Here is a 21442-nt window from a genome sequence, read left to right as displayed (position 1 = left end):
ATCATGGCCCCCGTGACCGACACCTCGAGCCTGGACGGCCTGCGCGAGCGGCTGCGGCGCTTCGTCGCCGACCGTCAGTGGGAGCCGTTCCACACCCCGAAGAACCTCGCGATGGCGCTGGCCGGCGAGGCCGGCGAGCTGCTGGCCGAGTTCCAGTGGCTGACGCCGGAGGAGTCCGCCGCCGTGGTGACGGCGGACCCGCAGGCGGCCGCGCGGATCCGCTCCGAGCTGGCCGACGTCACCGCCTACCTCGTGCACCTGGCGATGGCGCTGGACGTCGACCTGGTCGCGAACGCGCACCACAAGCTGGACGAGGTGGAGCGGCGCTACCCGCCCGGCGCCTGACGGCCCGGCCTGGAACGATATTCCGGGTGGGCACGGTGCCCGCGGGGGCATCATGGAGGCATGCACACCTTCCCGGTGATCGTCGAGGAATGGCAGTTCGCCTGCTGCGGAGAGCCGTTCGCCGTCGGCGACCTGGTGCACTGGCGCCTGTCGCTCACCGAGGACGACTTCTCGCTGCCCGAGGCGCAGGTGACGGTCGACGTCGTGAGCGGCGAGCCGATCGCGAGCGAGCACCACGGCGACGGAGCGCTCCTCACCGTCCAGGGCGGACCCGCGGCCGGCGTGACGGCGTTCGGCCCGCCGCGGCCGGCCGGCGTGGTCGTCAGCCTGACCGGCCGGTTCGCCGAGGACCATCACGAGCTCGTCCCCGAGTCCGTCCCGCTCACCGCGGGCCGCATCACGCGGGTGCGCGAAGCCCTGGTCGAGTACGTGCGCCGCGACGACGCGCTGGTCCCGGACCCGTCCACGTGGCAGTTGCGCGACGTGCGGGGGTTCACCGACCGCACCGACGGCCCGGACGAACCCCCGCTGTTCCTGGTCGACCTCCAGCGCGCCGAGGTGTGACGGCGTCACCCGCGGCGACCCCGGTCCGCCTCGACGGCTCCGGCGACGATCGCGACGTGCGCCCGCACGAGGTCGCGGCACTCGGCCGGGGTGGCGTTGCTCGGTGACGTGATCTTCACGCCGACGAGGTCCGGCCCGCCCGCCGCCGCCAGCCACGCCGTCACCTCGTCGGTGGTGAGCAGGCTGGCCGCGGCGTCGGCGGCGACCGGGGCGTCGGACCAGCCGCGGATCGGCAGGTGCAGGTCGGCCCAGGCCGCGCCGTCCAGGGTGGCGGCGTCGGAGACACCGGAGAACACCAGCCCGCCGAGCCGCCCCCGCGCCACGACGGCGGCGAGGTGCTCGCGCGGGCCGTCGACGCTGCGGGTCTCGATGGCCGAGCGGGCCCAGTTCAGCACGACCCCGATGCCGCGCTCGTCGGCGACGTCCAACTCGTCGGCCAGCGACAGGAACCCCTTCGACGGCGCGTACGTGTCGCTGTGCGCGTCGGAGTGCTCGATCGTCAGCCGCACGCCGCCCCAGTCCCAACTCAGCGCCTCGTCGAGCGAGGCCCGGAACGCGTCGGCGGACGTGTGCGGGTGCCGCGGCGCCGGGTGCAGCTCGACCGCGGTGAACCGCCCGCCCGGCCCCTCGCCGACCGCGACGACGAACTCGTAGGCGCGGCGCAGTTGTTCCACCGCCTGCTTGCGGCCGCCGTCGTCGGACGACGCGAGTCCCTGGGCCGGCGAACCGCCCAGCGCCATCATCGTGGCCGGGATCATCGTCAGCACGTGCTCGCTCGCCGGGGCGGTCGCGTGCAGGTAGGCGGGGTCGTTCCAGGGCGAGCCGTTGTCCTGGAACGGCACCTCCAGCCCGTCGACCGCCGGCACCGCCAGCACGTCGTCGACGAAGTTCCGGAACGGGGTGCCGGGTTCGAGGCCACGGGGGGCCGCCGCGTACGCACCGACGATGAAGGGCATGCCGATCTCCTCGCTGGCTGTGAACCGAGTCGGGTCGCGTTCAGCGTAGGTCGGGCCAACATGGAACGATGTGCCGGGTCGGCATCCGGTCACGTGAGGTCGACGACCACCTTGCCGATGTGCTCGTCGCGCTCGATGATCAGGTGCCCGTCGCCGGTCCGCTCCATCGGCACCGTCGCGTGGACGAGCGGACGGATGCCGGTGCGGCCCATGAGGCCGACGACGTCGACGAAGTCGTTCCAGCCGCCGAACGGCGCACCCAGGATCTGCCGGTGCGCCTGGTAGAGCTCGCGGATGCTGATCTCGGGCCGGTCGCCGCCGGTCGCTCCGCAGATCACCAGGCGGCCGCCCGTGGCCAGGGACCGGATGGCGTCGGGCCACGTCGGCGCGCCGACGGCGTCGGCGACCATGTCGACGCCCTCGCCCCCGGTCCGCTCGCGCACCTGCGCCGACCAGCCCGGCGCGCTGCTGTCGACCACCTCGTGGACGTACGGGAGCCCGCCGAGGTACCGGGCCTTGTCCGGACTGCGGGTGGCGGCCCAGACCTCGGCCCCGGCCTGCGCCGCGAGCTGCATGGCGGCGGTCGAGACGCCGCCGCTGGCGCCGACCACGAGCAGCCGCTCGCCCATGCGCAGCCGGCCCGTCGTCATGAGCATGGTCCAGGCGGTGGTGAACGTGGTGGGGACCGCGGCCGCCTCCGTCAGCGTCATGCCGGACGGCACCCGGAGCAGGCTCGCGGGGTCGAGGGCGACCAGCTCGCGCTGCACGCCCCACACGTCCTCACCGAGGATCGCGTATCGCGGGCACCTGCTGGTCTCGCCGCGGCGGCAGAACCGGCAGGACCCGCACGACAGGCCGGAGAACACCATGACCTCGTCGCCCGGCGCGAGGTCCGTGCGCGCCGCCGGGCCCACCGCGACCACGGTCCCGGCGCCCTCGGCGCCCATGACGTGCGGCAGCGCCCGCGGCTGCCGCACGCCCGGTCCGGTGAGCCCCTGGCGGACGAACACGTCGAGCCGGTTCAGCCCGGACGCCGCCATCCGTACGACCACCTGGTGCGGGCCGGGCTCGGGCTCGGCGACGTCGCGGACGGCGAGCACCTCGGGCCCGCCGTAGCGGTCGAGGACGACGGCACGCATGAGCGGTCAGACCCAGATCTCACCGAGCGCACGCATGATGTTGCCGCCCGTGACCGCGATGATGTCCTCGTCGCTGTAGCCGTGCTTCACCAGCCAGCCGACGATGTTGTGGAAGCACTCCGTCGGGTTCTCCAGCCCGTCGACGTACGGCATCTTCGGGTAGGACGGTCCCTTGTGCGCGTCGTGCACGCCGAGGTTCGACGCGAAGACGTCGTGCAGCGTGACGTGGTCGCCGTACAGGGTGTCGGGGCCGAAGGCGACATGCTCGATGCCGACCAGCTCGGCGCAGTACTCGAAGTGCTCCATGACCGACTCGATGGAGTGCTCGAGGTGCGCCTGCGTCAGTGTGGTGTGCGGCGCCGCCTCGATGCCGATGACGCCGCCGGTCTCGGCGCACCCGCGGATGACCTCGTCGGGCTTCATCCGCGGCGTCGGCCACAGGGCGCGCGCCCCCGCGTGGGTGATCAGCACCGGCTTGGCCGACGCCGCGAAGGTGTCCATGCAGGTGCGGTCGCCGGAGTGGGAGACGTCGATGGCGACGCCGAGCTTGTTCATGCGCTCGACGGCCCGGTGGCCGAACACCGTCAGGCCGCCGTCGCCGGCCTCCTTGAGCCCGGACCCGAGCGTGTTCGCCTCGGAGTAGGCGATGCCCATCTGGCGCACGCCGAGGCCGTAGAGCAGGTCGATGCGGTCGACCTCGTTCTCGATGGGGGTGGCCGCCTCGAGACACAGGACGATGGCCAGCTGGTCGTTGCGGTGGGCGGAGCGGATGTCCTCGAGCCCGAGCGCGATGGTGACGTAGTCCTGGTGCGCGATGTCGGACGTGCGCATGCCGATGTCGTAGACGATGTCGTCGAACTTCCAGCCGGACTTGCTGGTGACGCAGGCCGTGCCGTCCATCATGTTGTCGAAGACGGCGGTCATGCCCGACTGCGACAGGCCCAGGTAGCCGGTGCGCTCACGGCCGGTGCGGATGTAGCCGCGCACCTCGTTCATGTCGTCGGGGAAGACCTGCGGGTGGTCGTGCAGGCTGATGATGACGTTGTCCTGGACGAGGCGGCGGGTGCGCTCTTCCTGCGCGTCGTCGAGCCCGAGCTCGTAGGCCGGCACCCGGCCGAGCTCGGGCGCCAGCGCGAACGCCTCGTAGTCGCGGCCCTCCTCCAGATAGGAGAAGGACGTGTAGCCGGTGTAACGGCCGGACCGATAGGGCGTGGCCGGCTTGACGGTGTCGGTCATGCGGTTACCTCATCTGTCTCTCCCGCCCCTGGCCGCCGGGGTCAGCGCGGCACGTACGGGGCGATATCGGGAAGCACGGTCGAGCTGGTCAGGAACCCGCGCTTGGCGATCTGCAGCTCCTGGCCCATCTCGACCCGGCGGATGCCGGGCAGCGAACCCAGCACCTCGGTGTTGAAGCGGTACAGGTCGTCGAGGTCGCGCAGCACGAGTTCGCAGGCGAGGTCGCTGTAGCCCGCCGTGGCGGACAGGTAGCGCACCTCGGGATGCCGCGCGAGCTCGGCCGCGACCTCCTCCAGCCGGGCGAAGTCGACGCCCAGCCAGAGGAACATCTCGGTCTGGAAGCCCATGGCCTGCGGGTCGACGAAGGTGGCGAACCAGAGCGCGCCGCTCGACGTCAGGACGTCGAGGCGGCGGCGGGCGGCGGCCTCGCCGATGCCGACGCGCGCGGCCACCTCGGACATCGACGTGCGGCCGTCGGCCGCGAGGATCTGCACCATCTGCAGGTCGGTGGCGTCGAGCGTCACCCGTCCGCCGCCGGGCGCCGGAGGCCGTTCCAGCAGCGCCGCGCGGTCGCCGAGCAGACCGCGGCTCCAGTCGTAGGACGTCTTGAAGTTGCGCACGACGGTCTCGGTGCTGGTGTGGGTGATGCCCGGTATCGAGCGGAGCTGGTCGACCAGCACGTCGGCGAGGTGCGCCCGGGACCCGACGACGACCTCGAGCACGAGGTCGTGGGATCCGGTCAGCAGCGCCAGGAATCGCACGTCGGAGCGCATGGCCAGCACGCCGGCGACGGCCGTGGTGGCGCCGACGGCGCACTCGACCTGCATGAGCACCGGCGTGCCGAGGCCGCACCGCGCGGGGTCGGGCACCGCCGAGACGCAGACGACGCGGTTGGCGAGCAGCCGGTTGGCGCGGCGCGACACCGTCGACTCGGAGGCGCCCGCCACAGCCGCGATCTGCTGCCACGTCGCCCGTCCGTTCAGCTGCAGGCACGCGATGATCGCCCGATCGAGGTCGTCGAGCCGGCCGCTCCCCGATGACCAAGAAGGCAAGCGACCCGGCAGCCAGGCGGGCGAATCATTCGACATGCCGCTCATGTTTGCAAAGACTCCTCGGTCGATCAAGGGTCCACGCGCAGAATTCTGCTCTCGACGCACGGAAACGGAGGCAATCGCCCATCAGCTCTTGTCAGATCGATGGAAACTTGCAAAGCTCCCAGGCACACCGCCACCGGGAGGAGGATCCGTGACCGATCTCGGTACGCACGTCCTCGAACCCGCCTGGCTCGCCGTCGTCGGCGACGTCGTCGTCCTGGACACGCCCACCGGCGTCGACCCACGGTTGTCCGGCCTGCTCCGTGCCGCGGAGACCGCCTTCGCGAACGTCGAGTCGCCGCTCACGATCCGCGGCGTCCCGGCCGAGAAGGCCTTCGTCCATCGCTCCGACCCGGCCCGGGCGGCCGACCTCGCGGCGCTCGGCATCGACGTCGCCACGCTCGCCAACAACCACGTGCTCGACTTCGGCGCCGAGGGCCTCGACGACACCCTGGCCGCGCTGGACCGGGCCGGCATCGCCGCCGTCGGAGCCGGCCGCGACGACACCGCCGCGCGGGCGCCGGTCGTGCGGACCACCGCATCGGGCCGCGTGGCCCTGCTGGGCCTGTCCGCCGCGCTCCCGCCGGGGTTCGCCGCGGCGCCCGGCCATCCCGGCGCGGCGCCGTTGCGCGTCCTCCAGCAGGTGTCGATCGACCCGGTCCTGGCGGCGGAGCAGCCGGGCATGGCGCCGTTCGTGCACACGTCGGCCGTCGCCGCCGATCTCGACGCCGCCTGCGCGGCCGTCGAAGCCGCCCGCTCGCAGGCCGACCTCGTCGTCGTCGCGGTCCACTGGGGCGTGCCGCACGGGTTCGCGGCGCCGTCCTACGGCCTGCTGGCGCAGTACCAGCGCCCGGCCGGGCACGCCCTGATCGAGGCGGGCGCCCACCTGGTCGTCGGGCACCACCCGCACGAACTGCACCCGGTCGAACGCCACCGCGGCGGGCTGATCGCGTACTCCGTCGGCAACTTCCTGTTCCACGCGTGGTCCGACCTCGCCGGGGAGTTCCCCATGCGGGTGCCGGCCGCGCCGTACCGCAGCGCGTTCGGGTCCGACGTCACGCTCGACTCCGTGGTCGTCCTCGTCTCCCCGCCCGGCGCCGACGGCATGACGGTCCACTTCGTCCCGGCCACCATGTCCGCCGGCGAACCGGTCCTGGCCACGGGCGATCGCGCACGCGCGATCGTCGACCGGCTGAGCGACGGCGGCACCGTCGTCGCCCGGGCCGATGTCCTGCCCGACACGACGATCGGTGAGGTGCTGCTCGAACCATGACCGACACCACGTTCTTCCGAGCGGCCGGGGTGTTCGACGCCGTCCGGCCCGGGCTCGTGTACGGGGCCGGCCTGCTGGTGAGCGACGGCCGCGTCGCCGCCGTGGGACCGCCGGACGAGGCGTGCCCGCCCGGCGCGCGGCAGGTCGACCTCGGCGCCGTCTACCTCGTGCCCGGGTTCGTCGACGCGCACACCCACGTCACCATCAGGCCCGGCGAGGGCGACCAGCACGGCCAGCTGCAGCGTCCGGCCGCGTGGCAGACCGTGCGCGGCGTCGACAACCTGCGCCGCATGCTCGCCTCCGGCGTCACGACCGCGCGCGTCATGACCGAGGAACACGACATCGACGTGCACTTCAAGGCGGCCGTCGCCGCCGGCGAAGTGGCCGGTCCGCGGTTGCGGGTGGCCGGACGCGGGCTCAGCCCCACCGGCAAGCACGGCAGCGCGGCCGGCGGCGTCGACGGAGCCGACGGCGCCCGCGCGGCGGTGCGGGCCAACGCCGCGAAGGGCGCCGACCACATCAAGATCTTCACCACCGGCGGGGTGTCCTCGACAGACACCTCGCTGGAGGAGTCGAACTACTCCGCAGACGAGATCGCCGCGATCGTCGAGACCGCCGCCGAGCTCGGGCTCATGGTGTCCGCGCACGCCCACGGCGGCGCCGGGGTCGACCTCGCCGCCGCGGCGGGCGTCCGATCGGTCGAGCACGGCGCCCTGCTGACGGAGCGGAACATCGCCACGCTGGTCGCCCACGGCACCTGGCTGGTGCTCACCAGCACCATCCTGTTCCACCCCACCGGCATCGAGCAGGGCGACGCCGCCGAGCCGGCCATCCTGGCCAAGGTCCAGCAGGCCCGTGCGTCCATGGAGGCGGCCGTGGGCCGCATCCGCGCCGCGGGCCTGCCCATCGCGCTGGGCACCGACTCCATGCACGGCCTGTTCGGCTACGAGCTGCAGTGGCTGGTGGCGCACGGGTGGAGCGCCGAGGAGGCGCTGCTCGCCGGCACCGTCCGCGGCGCCGAGCTGATGGGCGTCACCGACATCGGGGCGCTCGCACCCGGGCGCCGCGCCGACTTCGTCGCGCTGAGACGCGACCCGCTCCAGGACATCGACGCCGTCCGTGAGGTGGCCGGCGTCTACCGCGACGGCCGCCTCGTCGTCGACGCCGATGGCCTCACCCGCCCGGCACCGTCTTCCTGAGACCCCCGCGAGGAGCAGACATGACAGCGAACACCGGCGTACCGGCCCGCGACCGCACCCGTCGCCTGGCCTATCTCGTCCCCGGCCCGATGCACCGGACCGAGCTCGGCGCCGCCGAGCTGCAGCGCCGCCAGGACAAGCTGCGCGACTGGGCGTTCCCCGGCACCGAGGTCGAGGTCCGCGCCGTCGACCGCGGACCGGCCTCCATCGAGTCCATGTACGAGGAGTACCTGAGCATCCCCGCCATGGCCGAACTGCTGGTCGCCACCGAGGCCGACGGCTTCGACGCGGCGATCGTCGGCTGCTTCGGCGACCCCGGCCTCGACGGGCTGCGCGAGATCAGCGACATGCCCGTCGTCGGTCCGGCCTCGGCGTCCATCGCCCTCGCCACGACGCTCGGCCACCGCTTCAGCTTCGTCACCGTGACGGCCAGCATCGTCCCGGCCCTGCGCCGGCTGGCGTGGGAGGCCGGCGCCTCCGACGCGCTCGCGTCCGTGCGGTACATCGAGACGTCCGTGCTCGACGTGAACAAGGACCACGGCGCCGCCCTGGGCCGCATGCGCGAGCAGGGCCGGCTGGCGGTCGATCTCGACGGCGCCGACGTCCTCGTGCTCGGGTGCATGAGCATGGGCTTCCTCGACGTCGCGGAGCAGCTGACCGAGGAGCTCGGCGTCCCGGTCATCAACCCGTCCCGGGCCGGCCTGCACGCCGCGGAGGCCACCGTGGCGCAGGGCCTCACGCACAGCCGGCGCGCCTATCTGACGCCACCGAAGATCGCGGCCGGCGCGAAGCTCGGCGAGCTCTTCGTCGGCGGCGGAGGCCGGCCGTGACCCGTCGGGCCGCCCGGCGCGCCCTCACGGCCGGTGTCGCCGCCGCCGTGCTGCCGCTGGCCGCCTCGGGGGCCGCGGCCGCAGCACCCGCCCTCGGCGAGGTCACGGCGACGGTCGAGGTGGACGAGCAGGGCGCGGCGCAGGTCGAGCTGACCTACGTCGTCGACGGCGGAGACGGTCCCGACGACACGACGAGCCTGTCGTTCTCGGCGCTCGACTTCGGCGGTGACGGCGCCGGCCCCGTCGACGACCTCGAGGTCACGTCCGCCGACGGCGAGCAGCTGGACACGTCCGTCGAGACCGCCGACCTGAAGACCACCGTGACGGTGACGCTGGACGAGCCGCTCGCGGCCGGCGCCGAGACGACGCTGACGCTGCGCTACACCGCCCTCGACGCCGGCGTGGTCGACGGCGACCGGATGACCACCGAGGTGCCCGTCCTGGTGTTCGACCTGCCGGCCGCGACGACGGCGCCCGGCGTCTTCGCCGCGACGGTGCGGCTGGCGCCCGGCTACGACTACGTCGAGGGCTTCCCCGCCAACCCCGAACGCGTGTCCGCGTCCGAAGGCCGCACCGAGATCGCCTACGAGCTGCCGGCGGCGCCGTCGCTGCTGCGCTCGGTCGCGACCACGGGCGACGCCCCGCTGCTGACCCTGGGCGGCTGGGTGAACCTGGCGCTGTTCCTGACCCTGCTGGCCGGCGGCGCCGCCCTGGCCCTCTCCTTCACCCGCGGACGGGCCCGCGCGGCCGAGGAGCGCGACGACGCCACACCCGCCACCGAGCCCGCCGGACGGAGGCACTGATGTCGATCTTCGAGGCCGGCTTCGTCTTCTGGGGCTACCTGGCCATCTACATCGTCCTCACCCTCGCCTACTTCGGCTGGATGGCCGCGCTCAACCGCCGCGAGTCACGGCGGGTCCGCGACCACCGCGAGAACGGATGACGCCATGACCGAATGGGTCGTACTCCTCGGCTACCTCGTCCTGACCCTCGCGCTCGGCTACTTCGGGCTGCGCATGACGAAGAACGACGAGGACTTCTACATCGCCGGCGGCGGGCTGGGCTGGGCCGTCGGCGGCGCGAGCATCGCCGCCACCCAGATGAGCTCCGGGCTGTTCATCGGCACCATCGGCATCATGTACGCGGTCGGCTGGTCGTTCGCCTGGGTGGTGTTCGTCTTCCCGCTCGCCTACTGGATCATGGTCGCGGTCATCGCGCCCCGCTTCACCCGGCAGCGCAAGATCTCGCTGCCCGACTTCATCGAGGCCCGCTACTACAGCCGGGGCGCGCGCGTCATCGCGGCACTGATCATCCTGGTCGCCTTCGTCGTGTACATCTCCGCCCAGGTCATCGCCGGAGGGCTGATCGCCAACGCGCTGTTCGGCGTCTCGGTGAAGGCCGGGATGGTCGGATTCACGCTGGTCGTGCTGGCCTACACCGCCATCGGCGGCATGTTCGCCGTCGTCTACACCGACTTCCTCCAGATGATGATCATGATCGTCGGCGCCGCGGCGGCCATCCCGATGGTGCTCGGCCAGACCGGCGGCCTGAACTCCATGATCGCCCTCGTCGACAGCGCCAATCCGGTCACCTTCACCTGGGACGGCATGGCGCCGTCGCTGCTGCTGACGCTGTCATTGGCGTTCTTCCTCGGCGCGGTGGCCCGGCCGGAACAGCTGGTCCGCTTCTACGCGATGAAGGACATGGCGACCATCCGCAAGGGCATCGGCTTCGTCATCGTCCTGGTCGGACTCGCGCACACGCTGGTGTTCGTGCTCGCGCTCGGCAGCCGGACCCTCTTCCCGGCGCTCAGCACCGCCGACCAGGCGATGCCGGTGCTCGCCGTGCACGCGCTGCCGGTCTTCCTGGGCACGCTGCTGCTGGTCGCGGTGGCCTCGGCCATGATGTCCACCATCTCGTCCGTGCTGCTGGTCGCGGGCACGGCGCTCTCGCACGACATCTACGGCGTCATCCGGCCGGGTGGGTCGCCGCAGCGGCGCGTGCTCATCGGGCGCATCGGCACCGTCGCCGTGGGCATCGTGCCCATGGTCATGGTGCTCACCGGCTTCGGCGCCGGCGAGCTGGTGCAGTTCATCGTCGCCCTGTTCAGCGCGCTCATGGGCGCCGTGTTCCTGGTGCCGGTGGTCGCCGGAGTGCTGTGGCGGCGCGCCACCCGCGAGGGCGCCATCGCGGCGATGGTCGGCGGGCTGGCCGGCACGGTGGGCTGGCGGCAGTGGGGCGACATCGGCTCCATCGACCCGGTCGTGCCCGGCTTCGCCGCCTCGCTGGTGCTGATGGTGGTCGTCAGCCTGCTCACGGCGCCCCCGCCGGCCAGCGCCACCGACCCGTACTTCAGCGACGACCTGCCGGAACCGGCGGTCCAGGGCCGGGGGCAGGCATGAGCGCGGACGGGTTGAGCGTCGACGGCGCGCGCCTGCGCCAGACACTGGAGACCCTGGCCACCTTCGGCGCCGAGCCGTCCGGCGGTGTGAGCCGCACCAGCTTCTCCCCGGCCGACACCGCGGCGCGGGCGTGGCTGCGCGACCAGTGCGAGGCGTCCGGCCTGCGGCTGCGCACCGACGGCATCGGCAACGTGTTCGTGACGGTGCCCGCGCCGGACGCACCGGACTCGGCGCCGGTGTGGACCGGCTCGCACCTCGACAGCGTGCCCGACGGCGGGCGCTTCGACGGCGCGCTGGGCAGCATGGCGGCGCTCGAGGTCGCCCGCCGGCTGGCGGAGTCGCGGCTGCCGTTGCGCCGTCCGGTCGAGATGGTGGTGTTCGCCGACGAGGAGGGCTGCTACCACCATCTACTCGGCTCCACCGCCCTCGTGCGGTCCTATGGTCCCGACGAGCTGGAGCGGCTGCGCGGACGCGACGGAGACCGGCTGGTCGACGCGCTCCGGTCCGCCGGCCGTGACGTCGGCGCGGCCACCCGGACGGCGGTTGCGCCCGGGTCCGTCCACGCCTTCGTCGAGCTGCACATCGAACAGGGCGCCGTCCTCGAGTCGGCCGGCGTGGACATCGGCGTCGTCACGTCGATCGTCGGGATGGGCGGTGGCTCGCTGGAGTTCACCGGCCGGGCCGACCACGCCGGCACCACCCCGATGACGATGCGGCGCGACCCCTTGCGCGGAGCCGGCGCGTTCCTGGCCGGGCTGCCGGACGTGACCGCGTCGATCAGCGACACCGCCGTCGCGACGTGCGGCATCATCGCCGTCGAGCCCGGCGGCGCCAACGTCGTCCCGTCCGTCGCCCGGCTGCAGCTCGACTTCCGCGACGTGCGGCGTTCGTCCATCGAGGCCCTGGAACAGGCACTGGCCGACGCGGCCCGGCGCGCTGCCGCCGCCCATGGCCTGGAGGTCCGGTACACCCGCGACAGCATCACCGACCCCGCACCGCTGGACCCGCGCGTCCAGGACCTGATCGAGTCGGTGGCGTCGGCCCTGGGGCGCACGACGATGCGGCTGCCGTCCGGCGCCGGCCACGACTCGCAGAACCTGAGCCGGCTCGCACCGACCGGGATGATCTTCATCCCGAGCACCGGCGGGCGCAGCCACTCGCCGGCCGAGCACAGCAGCTGGGAGGACGTCGAGCGCGGAGCCGACGTCCTGTTGCGGACCGTCGCCGCGCTCGCGACCGAGTGACGTGTCAGCGGCGCCGCGCGGCGAACAGGCCCAGGACGAACAGGACCACCGCGACTCCAGTGATCAGCAGCCCGACGTCGTGCAGGCCGCCGGTCGACAGGTTCTGTTCGAGGATGACGCCGAGGATGCTGGTGGCCGCGATGGCGCCCAGGTAGCGGAAGGTCTGGAACAGGCCCGCCGACGCGCCCATCCGCCCGGCCGGCGCGGCCGCGTAGAGCGCCGTCTGCAGGCTGAGGTTGGTGACGCCGTTCGGCACGCCGAGCAGGACGGCGATGCCGAGCAGCAGCACCACGGACGTGTCGTCGCCGAGCAGTTGCAGTGCCGCCGCCGCGACCACCAGCAGGCCGAGCCCGAGCAGCCGCGGCCCGGTCGAGCCGTGCCGCCGGATCGCCCGCGCCGTCATCGGTGTGACCAGCATGCTGAGCAGCGTCGTCGGCAGCACCAGCAGGCCCACCGTCGCGGGGTCGAAACCGCGGACCTGCTCCAGCCAGATCGGCATGCCGAAGAAGATGCAGTAGAAGACCAGGTTGATGCCGCCCTGCTGGGCGAGGACGGTGCGCAGCGCGCGGTTCGCGACCAGCCCGCGCACGTCGAGGAACGGCTGGGCCACCGACCGTTCCCGCCACACCAGCAGCGCCCCCAGCGCGACGACGACCGGCGCGAGCCACCACAGCGGCCGGTCCGCCAGCGACAGCACGCCGAAGATCAGCGCCACCAGCGCGCCGCTGAACAGCGCGATCCCGGGCAGGTCCAGCTCGCGCAGCCCGATCCGCGGACCCCGTTCGACCGGCACGCCGGCCAGCACCCGCACCGCCAGCACGATGCCGGCCAGCGTCACCGGCACGTTGACCAGGAACACCGCCTCCCACCCGGCGACGGCGACCAGCAGCCCGCCGAGCACCGGGCCGAGCGCCGCGCTCCCCGACGCGGCCACGGACAGGACGGCGAGCGCGCGAGCGGGCGGCCCAATGCCGTCACCGCCGGCGGAGCGCACCAGGATCAGCGCCGACGGGTACGCCGTCGACGTCGCGGCCGCCTGCACCAGCCGGACCACCAGCAGCCAGCCGAAGTCCGGCGCGAGCGGCGCCAGCGCCGACGCGGCGCCCATCAGTACCAGCCCGCCGATGAACAGCCGCCGCGCGCCGAGCTGGTCGGCCAGCCGTCCCATCAGCGGCTGGCACACCGCGGCGACCACGTAGAACCCGGACGCCAGCCACGTCGACGTCGCGATGCTGACACCGAACTCGCGCTGCAGGCTGACCAGGGCGACCGCGATCATCGACGAGTTCAGCGGATTCAGCACCGTGCCCAGCGACAGCGTCAGCAGCAGCCGGTTGGAGACGCCTCCAGGTCGCTGCGTCATGAGGCGGCGCCGTTCCGCGGCACCCAGCGGGCCATCAGCGCCGCCGCGACGAAGGCGACGGCACCGGCGGTCGCGATGGCGGCGCCCAGCGTCGCCACCGCCGTCACCACGCTCACCAGCACCGGCCCGACGCCGTTGCCGACGTCGGCGAACAACCGCCACGCCCCCAGGAACGTCGCGCGGCCGACGTCCGGCGAGGCGTCCGAGCCGATCGTCATGATGATGCCGCTGCCCAGTCCGTTGCCGAACCCCATCAGCAGCGCCAGCGCCGTGTACGTCCCGACGCCGCCGGTCAGTGGCAGCAGCACCAGCGAGAGGCCGAGCAGCAGCATCGACGGGACGACGATCCAGCGGCGGCCGAGGCGGTCCATCGCGTAGCCGGCCGGGTAGAAGATCAGCATCTCCATCGCGCCCGAGACGCCGAACAACAGGCTCACCGTCGCCGGGTCCAGGCCGAGGTGCTCACCCCACAACGGGATCGCCACCTGCCGCGACGCCCGCGCCGCACCCACCAGCAACGCGCCGACGCCCAGCGTGCGCAGCACCGGCAGGTGCCGGCGGATGATGCGGGCCGTGCTGTCCGGTCGCCCCGCCTCCGGCGCCGTCCTGCCGGTCACCGGCGGCTCCGGCACCACCAGCAGCACGACGGCCGCCGCCACCGCGACCACCACGTGCACCCAGTACGCACCGTCGAGGCCCAGCCGGCTCATCGCCGCCGCGCCCAGGAACGGGCCAGCGAACAGCCCGATCCGCTGCATCCCCCCGAGCGTCGACAGCGCCCGGCCGCGCAGCTCGAACGGGATCGCCTCCGTGACGTACGCGTGCCTGGCCAGCCCGAACACCGACGACGAGATGCCGATCAGCACCACCGCCGCCGCCAGCACGAGCACCGACGGCGCCAGCAGGCAGGCGGTGAGCGCGGCCAGCACGACGGCGAGCGCGAACAGCATCGCCCGCCGCTCCCCCAGCCGGATCGCGAGCATCCCCGCCGGCAGGTCGCCCACGATCTTGCCGACGCCCAGCAGCGCCACCACCAGTCCGGCCGTCGCCACCGAGCCGCCCAGGTCCCGCGCCGACAGCGGGATCACCGGAGCGATCGCGCCCTGGCCGATGCCGAACAGCAGCGACGGCAGATACACCGACGGACCGATCGACCAGAGGCCGGTCCGCGGACGCGCCGTCAACGCCGTTCCCGCACGACGGCAGCCTCCCTCGGCCCCGACGCCGCCCGCCCGCGTCGCGGACCGGCCGCCCGGATCACCGGCCGCCGGCCCCGTTGCGGGTTGGTGCCCGAACGCCCACAGCACCCGTCGGCCCGCGACCCGGCCGCCCGGATCACCGGCCGCCGAGGCACCGGCCGGCCCCGTCGCGGATCGGCGTCCCCACGGCCTCCGTCAACGTCCGCCGGCCCGGCCGCGTCGCCGTCGCCCGATCGCACCGTCCTCCTCCGCCTCGCCGGACCGGCGCCGGCCACACTCGAACCTCGCGCCGCGCTCGTTCTGTCCGGGGGTCGTCGTACGGTCCACTCGCTCTGGTCGACCTGCTCGGTCTTTGGGGGTGCGGGCAGGTCGGCCGGAGTCCAGCCTCCGTGGATACAGTAGCCGGATCGTCGGCCTCAGACGTACAGGCCCGCGCCCGTCGCCGGGGCCCACGTGCCGTCGCCGGCAAAGCGCCGCAGCGTCGCCGTCGTCACCGCGTCGCCGTCGGCGAGAACCGAGCGGCGCACCAGTTCGCGCAGGTCAGCGCCGGACGCGCCGTCAGTGCCGTCGGCGATCGCGTCGACCTCGACCGCCGCCGCCAGCGGCCCCAAGTACCGCCGCAGGATCGCCCGCCGCTGCGCGCCGTCCGGTAGCGGCAGCTCCACCGTCCGGTCGAACCGGGCGGCCCGCACCGCGGCGTCGTCGAGCACCCGTGGCTCGTTGGTGGTGGCGACGGTGACGACGCCCTGGTGCCGGCTCATGGCGCCGTCGAGCGCGGCGAGGAACCCGTGCAGCCCGATGTCGTTGCCGAACCGGCGCCGCCCGACGACGAGGTCGAGGTCCTCGAGCACGACCAGCGCCGGCGAGAGCCGCGTCAGCTCCTCGTACACCGCCTCGATGGCGTCGGAGATGCTGCGGGCGTCGCAGAACACCACCGTGATGTCGCCGGCCAGCTCGGCGGCGAGCACCCGGCACAGCGCCGACTTGCCGGTGCCCGGCGGTCCGTGCAGCAGCAACCCGCGGTTGGTGCCCAGGCCGAGCCGTTCGAGCAGCTCGCGGCGGCGGAACAGGCCGGCGACGTTGAGGTCGACGTCGGCCCAGACCGCGGCCGGGACGATGACGCCGTCGCGCGTCTCGTCGGGCACCGCCACCGGCACGACGTCGAAGCCGCTGCGGCGGGCGCGGATGTGCAGGCAGCGGCCCTTGAAGTAGTTCCGCGGCCCCCTGGCCCGGGCGACGACGTCCTGCAGGTACTGCTCCGCCGCCTCGATGTCGGCGGTCCGGGCGTGGACGATCAGCTCCTTGTCGGCCCACCGCGCGTCGATGGCGACGACCAGCGGCGTGGCGCTCAGCGTGCCCGGCGCGAACGCCGCCACCAGCGACGTCGGCACCGTCTCGACCGTGTCGTCGAGCTGGAGGCGGTCCCAGCGGGGGCTCTCGTCGCTCTCCAGGCCGGCGAGGTCGGCCGGCGGGTGCGCGCGCATGTCCTCGGCCAGCACCCGGGCCACCAGCGGCGCCGTGAACGGCCCGAGCCGCTCCCGCACCGCGATGATCCCCGCGGTGTCGCCGCCCAGCTGCCGCCGGGCGAACTCGTCGTGGTCCTCGGCGGTCCGCAGCGGCACGGTCGCGTCGAGCACGTGCGCCAGCCACGACAGCGTGTCCCGGACGCCGGGCGGTATCCGCCGCAACGCGTCGTCGACGGGCGCACCCGCCTGCGCGGCGTCCATCGGCGTCACCTCCTCGGGCGCCGGAACGCGACACCTCCCGTGACGGCGCTGGTGGTGGCGGGGTTCGAGTCCATGCCTCGACGATACGGGCGGCCGCCGCCCGAACTCCATCGGTTTACCCAGCGCGCCGACCACGTCAACTCGCTCACCCCGGGTGTGGTCACGGGCGGGCAGCAAGCAACTGCCACCGCGGGCATTCGTCACGACCGTCCGTTAGAGTCGTTGATCACCATGCGGCCCGACGGGCTTCCGAATGACGGATATGCCTCCACCCGCGCACTACTTCGTGCTGCCTGGGGGTTGTCGCGCGTGACGGCGTTTCGTCACTCAGCGGAGGGCCTTGCGGTCCTCGCTCTCGAGGGGACGCTGGACGTCCGGATCGCCGAGCATGTCCGCGAACAGATGGGCTCGCGAGCTCAGAACTCCGAACTTCGGGCGTGGCGACGTAGCCTCCCTGTCCTCGCTCACGACCTGGTGGATGCGGGGCTTGGCGGCGTAGAGCTCCTGGTGGAGTATCGGCTGCCCCTGACAAGCAAGCGGGCCGACGTGATCATTACGGGCCTTCACCCGCTGACAGGCAAAGACTCCTACGTCGTCGTGGAACTCAAGCAATGGAGCTCGGCCGAAACATGGGAGGATGACGATCACCTCGTCCTCGTCGAAAGAACTCTCGGCGGTCCACGGCTCCACCCGACCACCCAGGTGCGCTCCTACTGTCAGCATCTCGTCGATTTCACCTCCTCACTTCACAATCAACCAGATGCGGTACGCGGGGTCGCCTACCTCCACAACGCTACCGATCACGCTGTTCGCGACATCCTTAGCGGTGAGTCGGACGATTTCGGTCGAGCATTCACGGCGCAGAGCAGGGACGCATTTGTCGAGTTCCTGCAGAACCGTATCTCCCCACAGTCTGGAAGCGAGCCAGCCGATCGACTGCTGACCAGCGCTGTTCGCCCGAGCCGGCAGCTCCTTTCAGTGGCAGCCGAGGAGATCAAGAACCGAGAACAGTTCACCTTGCTGGACGAGCAGCGGCTGGCCTACGAGCTAGTCCTGCACGCAACTGATCAGGCGAGCAAGGCGGCGAAGGAAGTCATCATCGTCAAAGGTGGGCCGGGTAGCGGGAAGAGCGTCATTGCGCTCTCATTGCTCGGTGAACTGTCGCGGCAGGAGCGCGCCGTCGTTCATGCCACCGGCTCGAAGTCCTTCACAGAGACCATGCGGCGCTACGCAGGCCGCGGTTCAACCCGGGTCAAGAACCTGTTCAAGTACTTCAACAGCTTTGGCGAGCTCCCTGCCGACAGCCTGGATGTCCTCGTAGCTGACGAGGCACATCGAATCCGCGAAACCTCAGCTCATCGCTTCACTCCGGCCCACCTGCGCACCGGCCGACCACAGGTCGACGAACTCATGTCAGCGGCGCGGGTACCAGTCTTCCTGCTCGACGAGCACCAGGTCGTCAAGCCTGGCGAGTCTGGAAACGTGGAAGTCATCCGTGCGGCGGCACGTCGACGCGGATTTCGGGTACACCAAATCGACCTCGAGGGACAATTCCGCTGTGGCGGCAGCGCCGCCTACGAGAGGTGGGTCCTCGGACTCCTCGGCCTTGCCCCCGAACCACCTCGAGTTTGGCAGGGCGATGATCGTTTTGAGGTCATGATCGCCGAGTCTCCATGGGAGTTCGAATCAATCCTCGCAAACAAGCAAACCGAAGGCTACTCGGCGCGAATGTCCGCTGGGTTCTGCTGGTCATGGAGCGAACCACGCGCGGACGGCTCCCTCGTCCCGGATGTAAGAATTGAGGACTGGGCTCGGCCTTGGAATGTCAAGAGTGAGCGCTCTGTCGGTGGAGCCCCCGGACGCTCCTTCTGGGCCACCGACCCAGCTGGCTTCGGTCAGGTTGGTTGCGTCTATACCGCCCAGGGCTTCGAGTACGACTGGTCCGGCGTCCTTATCGGCCCTGACCTAGTCGCTAGGGACGGTCACCTATTCTCGGTACGTCAAGCCAACCGAGACCCCGCTTTTCGGAATCAGGCTGTTTCCGATCACGACTTCGATCGCCTCGTGCGCCAGGTGTACCGGGTGCTCCTCACACGAGGGCTTGTGGGAACCGTGATATATGCCGCCGATCCGATGACCCGAACGTTCCTATCCCGGCTGGTCGAGAGTACGCCCGCCAACTTCACACGCCACTAGCAAAGAGTTAATCACGAACCAGCGGCCGACGGGCTTCCGAGTCACATCGGACATGCCCCCACCCGCAGCAGACATCGCTGTAGGAGGCATGCGCCTAATGATCGGTTGGATCTTCGTGATCAGTCGGAATTTTCCGCACCATTGGGATATCTCACGACGGCATGGCTTCTGGGACATCCGACGGAAAAACCGTGCGATCAGAAAGGGCGACGAGATCTTCTTCTGGCAATCCGGACCGGAAGCGCGGCTCATGGGTCGAGCAGTGGCACGCAGCGACACCTACGAAATCTCCAGCTCCGCCTCTCGTCCATGGGACGAGCACGACACGTCCGACTACGTTGACCGCATCGATCTTCAACACATGCCAGGCGGGCCGAGCCGCCAGCTCACCTGGGCTGAGATCCAGAAAGCCATCGGGAGCAGGGCACTCGAACACAACGGAGTCATCAAGGTCGCAACGGCAGCAGGGGTCGCCACCCTCAAGTCGCTACTCACTGACAGCTTGACGACCGACGTCATCTGGTCGGGCGCTGACACAACGGGGCCTGACTGGACGATCTCCGTGGGCGAGACCCTACTGCGTCAGCACCTACACGACCGTTACGGCCTCAACCGCCAGCGTGGCATCGGCCATTCTCGTGACTCGCCCTTTATCCTCATCTTCGCTGGTTCTCAACGAGGCGAAGAGTTCGGCTATGACGACGGCTGGAATTCGGACGGAACCTACCGGTATACAGGCGAGGGACAGGTCGGCGACCAAAAATTTAGCGACGGTAATCTTGCAGTGCGCGACCACCTCAACAATGGGAAGAACCTGCGACTATTCGAAGTGAGAGGGACCTCGGCTACTTACGTAGGACAGTTTCAGGTGGCGAATCCACCGTTCGAGATTACCGACGCCATCGATCGCGATCTGAACAATCGCTCAATTATCCAGTTTCGGCTATCCCCAATAGGCGACTTCTACGCGCCGCGCGAGCCTCTCCTCCGGCCGTCACCGAGGCCGACCCATGCGTTCATCGCCCTCGAGGCCAACCTCGTAGAGAGCTATACCGCTCACCTCGCTGGTGAACCAGTCGAGCGCCGACGAGTCGAGGCGGAACTCGTGAAGCGCTACAGCGATTGGCTGATCCAGCGCGGCCACAGCGTGGGTCGCAACATCATCACGCCACCAGGCGAGTCCAAGCCGCTGTACAGCGATCTTTACGACCATGAAGCTCAGGAACTCGTGGAAGCGAAAGGCTCGTCCTCACGCGAATCTGTTCGGATGGCGCTGGGACAGATCCTCGACTATTCACGCCGTGTCGACCACCGTTCGAAAGCATTGCTTCTGCCAACCGAGCCGAGATCGGATCTTATCGCGTTGCTGCTGCAGTACGACGTCTCATGCATCTGGCAGACCACGGAGGGTGGCTTCGAGCGGATCGATTCATAATCCGCCCAGGACAAGCTTGGCGACGATCGCCAGCTCGGCCGGGCGCAGGTCGATCTCGTCGAGGCGGTCGATCGGGACGCGCTCGGGCGCGTGGCCGTCGGTGAGTTCCGGGCCACAGCGCAGGGCCGGGTCCATGGTCAGCAGGCGCGCCAGGAAGACGTGCTGACGGGTGGGGTGGGCGGCGGTCGGCGCCACGACATGGATCTGGGCGACGATGGTGGCGGTCGCGCCGAGTTCCTCCATGAGCTCGCGGTGCAGGGCGGACTCGATCGAGGCATCGGAAGGCTCGACGCGGCCGCCGGGCGTCGTCCAGTACGGACGGCGGCCCGGCTTCGTGCGCTTGATCAGCACCAGTCGCCCGGCGTCGTCGAGGAGGAGGGCGCGGGCCGAGGCGATCACCGTCACGCGGCCCGATCATGTCAGTCCCGGCCCGTAGCGTGACCCCATGAGCACGTCGCCGCCGCCGGTGCTGCGCGATCTGCTGGACCGGTACGCCGATGTGCGCGAACAACCCGTGCGCCTGCGGCCGAGCACCTGGCAGAACGCGCTCATCCGGGTGCCCGAATCGCTCGAGGTCACCAGGCTGCTGACCAGCCGCCGGTTCACCAGCGCCGTCCCCGGGTCGAAGACGCACGATCGCACCGTGGGGCGCGAGGGGGTCGAGCGGGCCTGCGCCGCCATGAACGTCGACGACACGAAGGAGGTGCTGCGCACGTTCGTGCTGGCCATGGCGTGGGCGTCGGGGTTGACGGGCGGGCGGTACCAGGCCAACACGGCGAAGGCCATCGTCGAACCGGCGCGGGCGTTCCGGGTGCTCAGCGATGCCGCGAAGGCGCTGCGCCACGCCGGGTCGCTGCACGACGGCGCGTTGGAAGAGGTGCACCGCTGGTGGTCGCTCCCCGGCGTCGGGCAGCCCTACGCGAGCAAGTGGTGGGCGCTGGCCGGCCACCGGCGCGGCCGCGAGTGGCAGCCGCTCGTCCTCGACGACCACGTCTACGCCACGCTCAACGACACCCTGCGCATCGGCGGCACCACGCGGCTGGCGGGCTCGCGGCGCCGGGCCGACCGCTACCGCGCCTACGTCGAGACCGTCCACCGCTGGGCGGTCGAGCTGCAGCTCGCCGGCAGCGACGTCGATGCCCGGCGCATCGAGTTCGTGCTGTTCCACCACAACGGAGGTGCGCCACCGGCAGGATGAAACCCCTGAGCATCAGTCCCCCTTTGGGCGTAATGTCGTTGT

The 21442-nt window shown here is 71.4% G+C and carries 20 protein-coding genes; 12 read left to right on the top strand and 8 right to left on the bottom strand.

Annotated elements, in window-relative coordinates:
* Nucleotides 1-3: 3 nt before the first annotated feature.
* Both BLV02_RS24350 and BLV02_RS24345 read left to right on the top strand, forming a co-directional pair.
* Nucleotides 4-345: a nucleotide pyrophosphohydrolase gene (locus tag BLV02_RS24350; RefSeq protein ID WP_069109598.1), complete on the top strand. Its 342-nt coding sequence runs from the start codon at nucleotides 4-6 to the stop codon at nucleotides 343-345.
* 60 nt (nucleotides 346-405) lie between these two features.
* The gene (locus BLV02_RS24345; RefSeq protein WP_069109219.1) at nucleotides 406-909 is read left to right on the top strand and encodes a DUF6578 domain-containing protein; all 504 of its coding nucleotides are present in this window, start codon (nucleotides 406-408) and stop codon (nucleotides 907-909) included.
* A 5-nt stretch (nucleotides 910-914) separates the two neighbouring features.
* On the opposite strand, the gene BLV02_RS24340 is transcribed toward BLV02_RS24345, so the two are convergent.
* From BLV02_RS24340 to BLV02_RS24325, 4 genes are all read right to left on the bottom strand, one after another.
* The gene (locus tag BLV02_RS24340; RefSeq protein ID WP_069109220.1) at nucleotides 915-1865 is read right to left on the bottom strand and encodes a DUF4862 family protein; all 951 of its coding nucleotides are present in this window, start codon (nucleotides 1863-1865) and stop codon (nucleotides 915-917) included.
* 89 nt (nucleotides 1866-1954) lie between these two features.
* Nucleotides 1955-3004: a zinc-binding dehydrogenase gene (locus BLV02_RS24335; RefSeq protein WP_069109221.1), complete on the bottom strand. Its 1050-nt coding sequence runs from the start codon at nucleotides 3002-3004 to the stop codon at nucleotides 1955-1957.
* 6 nt (nucleotides 3005-3010) lie between these two features.
* Nucleotides 3011-4240 carry a dipeptidase gene (locus BLV02_RS24330; protein WP_069109222.1) on the bottom strand — a complete coding sequence of 410 codons (1230 nt, stop codon included), beginning with the start codon at nucleotides 4238-4240 and terminating at the stop codon, nucleotides 3011-3013.
* Between the two features lie 41 nt (nucleotides 4241-4281).
* Entirely contained in the window at nucleotides 4282-5292 is a 1011-nt protein-coding gene (locus BLV02_RS24325) for an Lrp/AsnC family transcriptional regulator (RefSeq protein ID WP_074946642.1), read from the bottom strand.
* 193 nt (nucleotides 5293-5485) lie between these two features.
* On the opposite strand from BLV02_RS24325, the gene BLV02_RS24320 reads away from it, so the two are divergent.
* The 7 genes from BLV02_RS24320 to BLV02_RS24295 are packed head-to-tail and all read left to right on the top strand — an operon-like array spanning nucleotide 5486 to nucleotide 12282.
* The gene (locus BLV02_RS24320) at nucleotides 5486-6607 is read left to right on the top strand and encodes a CapA family protein (RefSeq protein ID WP_069109224.1); all 1122 of its coding nucleotides are present in this window, start codon (nucleotides 5486-5488) and stop codon (nucleotides 6605-6607) included.
* Nucleotides 6604-7806, top strand: coding sequence for an amidohydrolase family protein (locus BLV02_RS24315; RefSeq protein WP_069109225.1), 1203 nt, complete (start codon nucleotides 6604-6606; stop codon nucleotides 7804-7806). The genes BLV02_RS24320 and BLV02_RS24315 overlap by 4 nt, the downstream gene beginning before the upstream one ends.
* A 20-nt stretch (nucleotides 7807-7826) precedes the next feature.
* Nucleotides 7827-8636, top strand: a complete 810-nt coding sequence (locus BLV02_RS24310) for an aspartate/glutamate racemase family protein (protein WP_069109226.1) — start codon at nucleotides 7827-7829, stop codon at nucleotides 8634-8636.
* A complete protein-coding gene (locus BLV02_RS24305) occupies nucleotides 8633-9439 on the top strand; it encodes a hypothetical protein (RefSeq protein ID WP_069109227.1) in 807 nt (268 codons plus the stop codon). The genes BLV02_RS24310 and BLV02_RS24305 overlap by 4 nt, the downstream gene beginning before the upstream one ends.
* Nucleotides 9439-9579 (top strand): hypothetical protein, encoded by a 141-nt coding sequence (locus tag BLV02_RS36735; RefSeq protein ID WP_171906627.1) that lies wholly within the window; start codon nucleotides 9439-9441, stop codon nucleotides 9577-9579. The genes BLV02_RS24305 and BLV02_RS36735 overlap by 1 nt, the downstream gene beginning before the upstream one ends.
* 4 nt (nucleotides 9580-9583) lie before the next feature.
* Nucleotides 9584-11038 (top strand): sodium:solute symporter family transporter, encoded by a 1455-nt coding sequence (locus BLV02_RS24300; protein ID WP_069109228.1) that lies wholly within the window; start codon nucleotides 9584-9586, stop codon nucleotides 11036-11038.
* Entirely contained in the window at nucleotides 11035-12282 is a 1248-nt protein-coding gene (locus tag BLV02_RS24295; protein ID WP_069109229.1) for a Zn-dependent hydrolase, read from the top strand. The genes BLV02_RS24300 and BLV02_RS24295 overlap by 4 nt, the downstream gene beginning before the upstream one ends.
* Before the next feature lie 4 nt (nucleotides 12283-12286).
* On the opposite strand, the gene BLV02_RS24290 is transcribed toward BLV02_RS24295, so the two are convergent.
* The 3 genes from BLV02_RS24290 to BLV02_RS24280 form a co-directional block, all read right to left on the bottom strand.
* The gene (locus BLV02_RS24290; RefSeq protein WP_069109230.1) at nucleotides 12287-13645 is read right to left on the bottom strand and encodes an MFS transporter; all 1359 of its coding nucleotides are present in this window, start codon (nucleotides 13643-13645) and stop codon (nucleotides 12287-12289) included.
* Nucleotides 13642-14784: an MFS transporter gene (locus BLV02_RS24285; protein ID WP_216093968.1), complete on the bottom strand. Its 1143-nt coding sequence runs from the start codon at nucleotides 14782-14784 to the stop codon at nucleotides 13642-13644. Before BLV02_RS24285 ends, BLV02_RS24290 begins: the two co-directional genes overlap by 4 nt.
* A 476-nt stretch (nucleotides 14785-15260) precedes the next feature.
* Nucleotides 15261-16571, bottom strand: a complete 1311-nt coding sequence (locus tag BLV02_RS24280; RefSeq protein WP_069109232.1) for an AAA family ATPase — start codon at nucleotides 16569-16571, stop codon at nucleotides 15261-15263.
* Between the two features lie 309 nt (nucleotides 16572-16880).
* Here BLV02_RS24280 and BLV02_RS24275 point away from each other — a divergent pair, with 309 nt between their 5' ends.
* Entirely contained in the window at nucleotides 16881-18767 is a 1887-nt protein-coding gene (locus tag BLV02_RS24275) for a DUF2075 domain-containing protein (protein ID WP_074946641.1), read from the top strand.
* A gap of 97 nt (nucleotides 18768-18864) precedes the next feature.
* Complete coding sequence (locus BLV02_RS24270) at nucleotides 18865-20202, top strand: SRA domain-containing endonuclease (protein WP_141711357.1); 1338 nt, start codon at nucleotides 18865-18867, stop codon at nucleotides 20200-20202.
* On the opposite strand, the gene BLV02_RS24265 is transcribed toward BLV02_RS24270, so the two are convergent.
* A complete protein-coding gene (locus BLV02_RS24265; protein ID WP_069109234.1) occupies nucleotides 20197-20607 on the bottom strand; it encodes an NUDIX hydrolase in 411 nt (136 codons plus the stop codon). The genes BLV02_RS24270 and BLV02_RS24265 overlap by 6 nt on opposite strands.
* Before the next feature lie 40 nt (nucleotides 20608-20647).
* Between BLV02_RS24265 and BLV02_RS24260 the strand changes: the two genes are divergently transcribed.
* Nucleotides 20648-21400: an 8-oxoguanine DNA glycosylase OGG fold protein gene (locus tag BLV02_RS24260; RefSeq protein ID WP_069109235.1), complete on the top strand. Its 753-nt coding sequence runs from the start codon at nucleotides 20648-20650 to the stop codon at nucleotides 21398-21400.
* Nucleotides 21401-21442 lie beyond the last annotated feature (42 nt).

This window comes from Jiangella alba, assembly GCF_900106035.1.
Taxonomy (GTDB): Bacteria; Actinomycetota; Actinomycetes; order Jiangellales; family Jiangellaceae; genus Jiangella; species Jiangella alba.
Note: the sequence above shows the minus strand (reverse complement) of the source record. Positions and strands in the feature narration are given on the sequence as shown.